Origin of the sequence: Zoogloea sp., assembly GCF_041911615.1 — a bacterium.
In the GTDB taxonomy this organism is placed as follows: domain Bacteria; phylum Pseudomonadota; class Gammaproteobacteria; order Burkholderiales; family Rhodocyclaceae; genus Zoogloea.
This window is the reverse complement of sequence record NZ_JAYROR010000071.1, coordinates 1-6,242: the sequence shown is the minus strand read 5'-3', so window position 1 is coordinate 6,242 and position 6,242 is coordinate 1. Positions and strand designations below refer to the sequence as shown.

General features: G+C 72.7%; 7 protein-coding genes and 1 pseudogene. 3 read left to right on the top strand and 5 right to left on the bottom strand.

The window, feature by feature from the left end:
- Positions 1-634, top strand: a pseudogene (locus ACE3P2_RS08335) (allophanate hydrolase subunit 2 family protein); the annotation flags it as partial.
- Positions 635-680: 46 nt separating this feature from the next.
- Complete coding sequence (locus ACE3P2_RS08330) at positions 681-1,439, top strand: LamB/YcsF family protein (RefSeq protein ID WP_374263314.1); 759 nt, start codon at positions 681-683, stop codon at positions 1,437-1,439.
- Between the two features lie 4 nt (positions 1,440-1,443).
- On the opposite strand, the gene ACE3P2_RS08325 is transcribed toward ACE3P2_RS08330, so the two are convergent.
- Genes ACE3P2_RS08325 through ACE3P2_RS08310 form a run of 4 tightly spaced genes read right to left on the bottom strand, consistent with a single transcriptional unit; the run spans position 1,444 to position 4,434 of the window.
- Entirely contained in the window at positions 1,444-2,205 is a 762-nt protein-coding gene (locus tag ACE3P2_RS08325) for a hypothetical protein (RefSeq protein WP_374263311.1), read from the bottom strand.
- Positions 2,206-2,253: 48 nt separating this feature from the next.
- The gene (locus ACE3P2_RS08320; RefSeq protein WP_374263308.1) at positions 2,254-2,700 is read right to left on the bottom strand and encodes a DUF6691 family protein; all 447 of its coding nucleotides are present in this window, start codon (positions 2,698-2,700) and stop codon (positions 2,254-2,256) included.
- Positions 2,697-3,152, bottom strand: a complete 456-nt coding sequence (locus ACE3P2_RS08315; RefSeq protein ID WP_374263305.1) for a YeeE/YedE family protein — start codon at positions 3,150-3,152, stop codon at positions 2,697-2,699. The genes ACE3P2_RS08320 and ACE3P2_RS08315 overlap by 4 nt, the downstream gene beginning before the upstream one ends.
- Positions 3,153-3,174: 22 nt before the next feature.
- Complete coding sequence (locus tag ACE3P2_RS08310; RefSeq protein ID WP_374263302.1) at positions 3,175-4,434, bottom strand: OmpP1/FadL family transporter; 1,260 nt, start codon at positions 4,432-4,434, stop codon at positions 3,175-3,177.
- 285 nt (positions 4,435-4,719) lie between these two features.
- Here ACE3P2_RS08310 and ACE3P2_RS08305 point away from each other — a divergent pair, with 285 nt between their 5' ends.
- Positions 4,720-6,006: a Glu/Leu/Phe/Val dehydrogenase gene (locus tag ACE3P2_RS08305; protein ID WP_374263300.1), complete on the top strand. Its 1,287-nt coding sequence runs from the start codon at positions 4,720-4,722 to the stop codon at positions 6,004-6,006.
- A 45-nt stretch (positions 6,007-6,051) separates the two neighbouring features.
- Here ACE3P2_RS08305 and ACE3P2_RS08300 read toward each other — a convergent pair.
- The coding region (locus ACE3P2_RS08300) for a hypothetical protein (RefSeq protein ID WP_374263297.1) at positions 6,052-6,242 on the bottom strand (191 nt) is incomplete at its 5' end.

Genomic DNA, 6,242 nt, shown 5'->3' with positions numbered 1-6,242 from the left:
CCGCACGCCGCCGCAGCTCGGCAGCCGCGCCACCTACGCCCGTGCCGGGCTGTGCCCCCTGCCCGACCGCCTGCCGTGCCGCGCCTTCGACGGCGACGCCACGCTCGACTGGATCGGCCCCGCCGCCCTCGACCCGCCCGACGGGCCGATCCGCGCGATGCCCGGCCCGCAGATCGACCACTTCACCGCGGCCAGCCTCGACGCCTTCACCCACGAACCCTTCCGCGTCACCCGCGAGCGCGACCGCATGGGCCTGCGCCTCGACGGCCCGCGTCTCGCCCACACCGCAAAGGGCGCCGACATCGTGTCCGACGGCGTCACCCCCGGCACCGTGCAGGTGCCCGCCGACGGCCGCGCCATCGTGCTGCTGGCCGACTGCCAGACCGTGGGGGGCTACCCCAAGCTGGCGGTGGTGATCCAGGCCGATCTGCCGCGCCTGGCGCACCTGCAGCCGGGCGACGCGCTGCGTTTCCGCTTCGTGGACGCCGCCGAAGCCGCCCGCGCGCGCGCCGACCAGGCCCGTCGCCTCGGCGACTGGCTGGCGCGCATCCGCCCCCGCCACGCCGCCCCCGACACCGCGACGCTGCAGGCGGCGAACCTCGCCGGCGCCGCCGTGCGCGGCGACGAGGACTGAGCGCACAATACGCGCTCCCCCACCCGCGCCGCCGCCCCGCCCGACCATGACCGCTCGCCTCAACCTCAACGCCGACCTGGGCGAAAGCTTCGGCGCCTGGACGATGGGCAGCGACGCCGAACTGCTCGCCCTGATCGACAGCGCCAACATCGCCTGCGGCTTTCACGCCGGCGACCCGCTGGTGATGCGCCGCACCCTGCAGCTGGCGCGGGCCGCCGGCACCGGGGTGGGCGCCCACGTGGCGTTTCCCGACCTGCAGGGTTTCGGCCGCCGCCCGATGACGCTCCCGCCAGCCGAACTGGAGGCGATCATCCTGTACCAGCTCGCCGCGCTGGACGGCATGGCCCGCGTCGAGGGCATCCGGCTGCGCCACGTGAAGCCCCACGGCGCGCTCTCCAACATGGCGTGCGCCGATGCGGCCCTGGCCCGCACGGTGGCCCAGGCGGTCAAGACCTACGACCCTACGCTGATCCTGCTCGCCCCGGCGCGGTCCGAGCTCTACACGGCCGGCGCAGCCGCCGGACTGGCGGTGGTGGCCGAAATCTTCGCCGACCGGGCCTACCTCGACGACGGCAACCTGGTGCCACGCAGCCGCCCCGACGCGATGATCCACGGCGCCGCGGCGTCCCTCGCCCACGTGCTGGCGATGCTGGAGGCCGGCGCCCTCGTGAGCGTCGGCGGCAAGCGCCTGCCGACGCCCATCGGCTCGATCTGCGTGCACGGCGACGGCCCCGACGCGGTGGCGACCGCCCGCCATCTGCACGACGAACTCGGCCGCCGCGGCTACGTCCTCGCGCCACTGTAGGCGCTCAGAAACGCAGGCCCAGCGACAGCCGGGTGGCCGTCACGGCGCTGAAGTTCTGGTAGGGCTCGTGGGCCAGCCGGGCAAACCAGCGCGGCCAGTCGTAGCCCAGCGTCACGCCCCAGCCCGCCACCGGGCCACTGTCGCCGATGCCGGTCTTGCGCAGCACGTCCACCGTCGCCCGCTCGCCGTCGCCCACCGGCCAGCGCGCCACCGCGTGGGTGTGCTGCTGGCGGGTGCCGAGCCGGTCATCGCGGATCGTCATCAGGTAAAAGGTGCGGCCGCTGTCGTCGCGGTAGCCGGCGGCCAGCGACAGGGCGTCGTTGGGATCGAAATTGAGATTGAAGTAAGGCCGCGTGTTGGTGCGCCCGATGCCCACCTGCACGAACCACGGCTCGCCCAGCTCGACGCTGAAGCTGCCGCCCCAGAAGCCGCCCGACGCCCATTGCAGCGAAGGCTGCAACGCCAGCGTCGAGCCGGCGATGGGCTGCCAGCTGGTATCGACGCCGGCCCGCGCCTGTTCGCCGGATTCGCGGTCGCGGTAGGCGCCCACCCAGGCCGACGAATCGCCGCTGCGATAGCGCAGGTTCGCGTCCTGCCCACCGAAATTGCCGCCGTAGCGGTACTGGCCGACGGTCAGCTTGAAGGGCGCGTCGGCCGCGGCCGCCCGTACCGCCGCGGCGTCGCCGGGCAGGCGCGCCTCGTCGTGGGCGCGCGCCGACGCCGCAAGCAGCAATCCGGCGGAAAACAGGCAGACGGCACGACGCATCGCGGTACTCCAGGAATCGGGACGCGCCCGATCATAGCGGATTGCCCGTCAGCGGCGGTCACGCCCCGGCCGCTGCAGCCACAGCCCGAGCAACATGCCGGCCACCAGCGGGAGCGCGGGCAGGTAACCGTAACCCACCGCCACCACCGCCGGCCCCGGGCAGAAGCCCGCCAGCCCCCAGCCGATGCCGAACAGCGCGCTGCCGACGATCAGGCGCCGGTCCACCGGACGGTGGCCCGACGCGTGGAATGGCGCCCCGGACGCGCTACGCCGGGCTCGCCGGCCCAGCAGCAAGCCGATCCGCGTCACCGCGATGCCGCCCACCATCACCAGCGCCAGGGACGGGTCCCAGTCGCCGGCCAGATCGAGGAAGGCGAGCACCTTGGCCGGGTTGCTCATGCCGGCCACGATCAGCCCGACGCCGAAGATCAGCCCTGCCACCAGCGCCCCCGCCAGGGACGACAGGCGTGCCCCGTTGCCCGCGGCGGCGCTCACGACGCACCGCCCGGCAGCAGGTGGCGGGCCACGAAGACCACGCCGAAGGCCGCCGCCATGAACACCAGCACCGCCACCAGCGACCGCGGGGACAGCCGCGCCAGGCCGCACACCCCGTGACCGCTGGTGCAGCCGTTGGCAAGCCGCGTGCCGACACCGACCAGCAGCCCGGCCACGAAAAGCCTGAGCGCGTCGCCGGCGCCGAAGGTCAGCGGCGCCGGCGCATCGACACCGGGCGCCAGCCACCCGACCAGCAGCGGCGCGGCCAGCAGGCCCGCCACGAAGGCAATCCGCCAGCCCCGGTCGCCGGGCCGGCGCGCGATCCCGGCGAGAATGCCGCTGATGCCGGCGACGCGCCCATTGACGAGCCACAGCACGCTCGCCGCCAGGCCGATCAGCGCGCCGCCGGCCAGCGCCGCGCCCGGCGTGAAAGACGACCAGGCCACGCTCATGCCGGCCTCCGCCACGAAGGAATCAGAGCGCCCACGTGTAGCCCACCGTCAGGATGTCCTCGCGCAGGTGGCCGCTGGCCTCGCCGCCACCGAAGCTGGCCGGAATCGAGCCTTCGCCCGACACCGTGACCTTGGGCGCGCGGGTGTAGGCCACGCTCCACTCGCCGCCGGCATCGGCGCGATAGCTGGCGCCAACGCTGAAGTGGTTGCGCACCACGCCCGGCGCGAGGATGTTGAAGAAGGTCTGACTGGCCGGCACCGGTTGCTGGGCTCGGCTCGCGCCGGCGCGCAGGGTGAGCCGCTCGTCGTGCGTGTACACCGCGCCCAGCTTGACCACCGAGATGTTCTGCCAGCCGAAGCCGGCGCCGTTGTCGGCCCCCAGCTGGCCGCCGCTGAACAGCGCCGACAGCGGGCTGCCCACCGCCTTCACGCTGTTGTATTCGATGCGCTGCCAGTCGGCCGCCAGCGTCACCGCCGGGCTCGCCTGCCAGGCCACGCCAAGGCCGTAGCTGGCCGGAATGTCGAAACCGCCGCCGCCCTCGAAGAGGCCCTTGTAGCGCTCCAGCTCGCCCATCTCGATGCGCGACGACCAGCTCGCGCCGAGCTTCACCGTCGGCAGCACTTCGCCGATCCAGCCCAGCTTGATGCCGACGCCGGTGGAGCTGTCGTGGCCACGGTCGGTCACCGAACCGGGCGCCGACGACACGAAGGCGTTGTCGAAGGACGACAGGCCACGCGCCGCAAAGCGCTGGTAAGCCAGGGTCAGCGCCGCCCCGACGGTCTGCCCCGGCGTCACCCGCCAGGCCACCGACGGCGTCACGAAGAGCTGCGACAGATCGATGCCGGCCTTGCCGCTGGCGCCGAAGGCCGCGAATGGATTGCGCTGGTAGTCGGTGTTCATGCCGCCGTTGCCGTAGATCGACAGGCCCACGGCGAGCGCGGGCGACAGCTGGCGCGCGTAGCCCAGCTCGGGGATGAGGAAGTCGCGCGTGCCGTTGGCCGAGTAATCGCCATCGGCCCCGTAGGCGTTGCCGCGGATCGACGCGCCGCGGTCGGGGCGGAACAGCGAGGCGCCCAGGTCGACCCGGTTGCCGACATAGGCGGTGCCGGCCGGGTTGGCGGCGGCGGCCAGACCGTCCTGGGGCAGCGCGATACCGACGCCGGCCAGCGCCTGGCTGCGCACGCCGTAACCGTGGGAGAAGTAACCGTTGGTGGCCGAAGCCGCGAGGGGCCAGCCCAGCGCGGCGAGGCTGGCGGCGAGGATGCGTTTGCGAATGTACATGGGGGAGAATCCTGTCCGGTGGGAAGCGGAAAATGCCCGCCCGAAGGCGCGGGCCACATTGCGCCGCACCTTAGCGGGCGCTTCCGGCCGGACCAACCAATAAAACCGGCGAACCTTTCCAGGCCGCCCCGAAAGCGCTTTGCAGCGATCGTGAAATAACAGGCGCGGCGCGCCCGCGACGGGCCACGCCATGCCGCGTCGATGAAACCAACGCGGCCGAAAGCGGCCCAACCAGACAGGCACGACAACGCGGCGTCAGCCGGCCGCCCCGCCCAGGAGGAAGCCATGAACAACGTCTCGCACATCCCGTCCTACCTGTCGGCCGAGCACCTCGGCCCGTGGGAGACCTATCTGGTCCAGATCGACCGGGTCGAACCTCACCTCGCGGCCGAACTGCGGCCGCTGGCGCCGATCCTGACCCGTCCAAAGCGGGCGCTGATCGTAAACGTGCCGATTCGCCTCGACAATGGGGAAATTGCGCATTTCGAGGGCTATCGCGTGCAGCACAACCTCGCCCGCGGCCCCGGCAAGGGGGGCATCCGCTACCACCCGGACGTGACACTCGCCGAGGTGATGGCCCTGTCGGCCTGGATGACGGTGAAGAACGCGGTGGTGAACGTGCCCTTCGGGGGCGCCAAGGGCGGCATCCGGGTCGACCCGAAAGTCCTCTCGATGCCCGAGCTCGAACGCCTCACCCGCCGCTACGCCAGCGAGATCAACATCCTGCTCGGCCAGGACAAGGACATTCCGGCCCCCGACATCAACACCAACGAGCAGGTGATGGCGTGGATCATGGACACCTTCTCGATGAACGAGGGCAAGACCGCGATGGGCGTCGTCACCGGCAAGCCGGTGAGCCTGGGCGGCAGCCTCGGGCGCAAGGACGCCACTGGCCGCGGGGTCTTCGTCGCCACCGTCGAGGCGGCGCGGCGCATGAGCCTCGACATCGCCGGCGCGCGGGTGGCGGTGCAGGGCTTCGGCAACGTCGGCGAGGCCGCCGCCCGCCTGTTCGCCGACGCCGGCGCGAAGGTCGTGGCGCTACAGGACGGCAGCGGCTCGATCCGCAACCCGGGCGGGCTCGACGTGCGCGCCGCCAAGGCGTGGCGGCAACACAACGGTAGCCTGATCGGCGCGCCGGGCAGCGAACCCATCGCGCCGGAGGCGTTCTGGGGCATTGACGCCGACGTGATGGTCGCCGCGGCGATGGAGAACCAGATCACCGCCGCCAACGCCGGATTGATCCGCGCCCGTCTGCTGACCGAAGGCGCCAACGGCCCGACCACCCCCGAGGCCGACCTGATCCTGCAGGACAACGGCGTCACCGTGATCCCCGACGTGCTCGCCAACGCCGGCGGGGTGACGGTGAGCTATTTCGAATGGGTGCAGGACATCAGCGCGTTCTTCTGGACCGAGGACGAAATCAACGCCCGCCTCGACCGCATCATGCGCGAGGCTTTCGCCGCCGTGTGGGACGCAGCCACCGCGAAGGGCGTTCCGCTGCGCACCGCGGCCTTCGTGCTGGGCTGCGAACGGGTCCTGCAGGCCCACGCCCAGCGCGGGCTCTACCCCTGAGGCGCCGCGCCCGGGCGAAGCGGCCCGGCTGGCCGGCGGCGCTCGTCAGCGCACGATCGCGGTGACGATGTCCACATCCCGCTCCACCGTTCGCGCCGGCCCCGGCGCGGGCTTTGGTGCCGCTCGGGACGCCACCGTCGGCGCGACGTCCCGCCCCTGGGGCGCCACCTTGTCGCGCCGCGGAGTGTGACGGGAAGGGGCCTCGCGCGGGGCCGGGCCGGCCACCGCGGCCGGAT

Coding starts and splice junctions, on each gene's coding strand:
- ACE3P2_RS08310 (WP_374263302.1), bottom strand. CDS start 4,434: ATGTACATTCGCAAACGCATCCTCGCCGCCAGCCTCGCCGCGCTGGGC.
- ACE3P2_RS08315 (WP_374263305.1), bottom strand. CDS start 3,152: ATGAGCGTGGCCTGGTCGTCTTTCACGCCGGGCGCGGCGCTGGCCGGC.
- ACE3P2_RS08330 (WP_374263314.1), top strand. CDS start 681: ATGACCGCTCGCCTCAACCTCAACGCCGACCTGGGCGAAAGCTTCGGC.
- ACE3P2_RS08325 (WP_374263311.1), bottom strand. CDS start 2,205: ATGCGTCGTGCCGTCTGCCTGTTTTCCGCCGGATTGCTGCTTGCGGCG.
- ACE3P2_RS08305 (WP_374263300.1), top strand. CDS start 4,720: ATGAACAACGTCTCGCACATCCCGTCCTACCTGTCGGCCGAGCACCTC.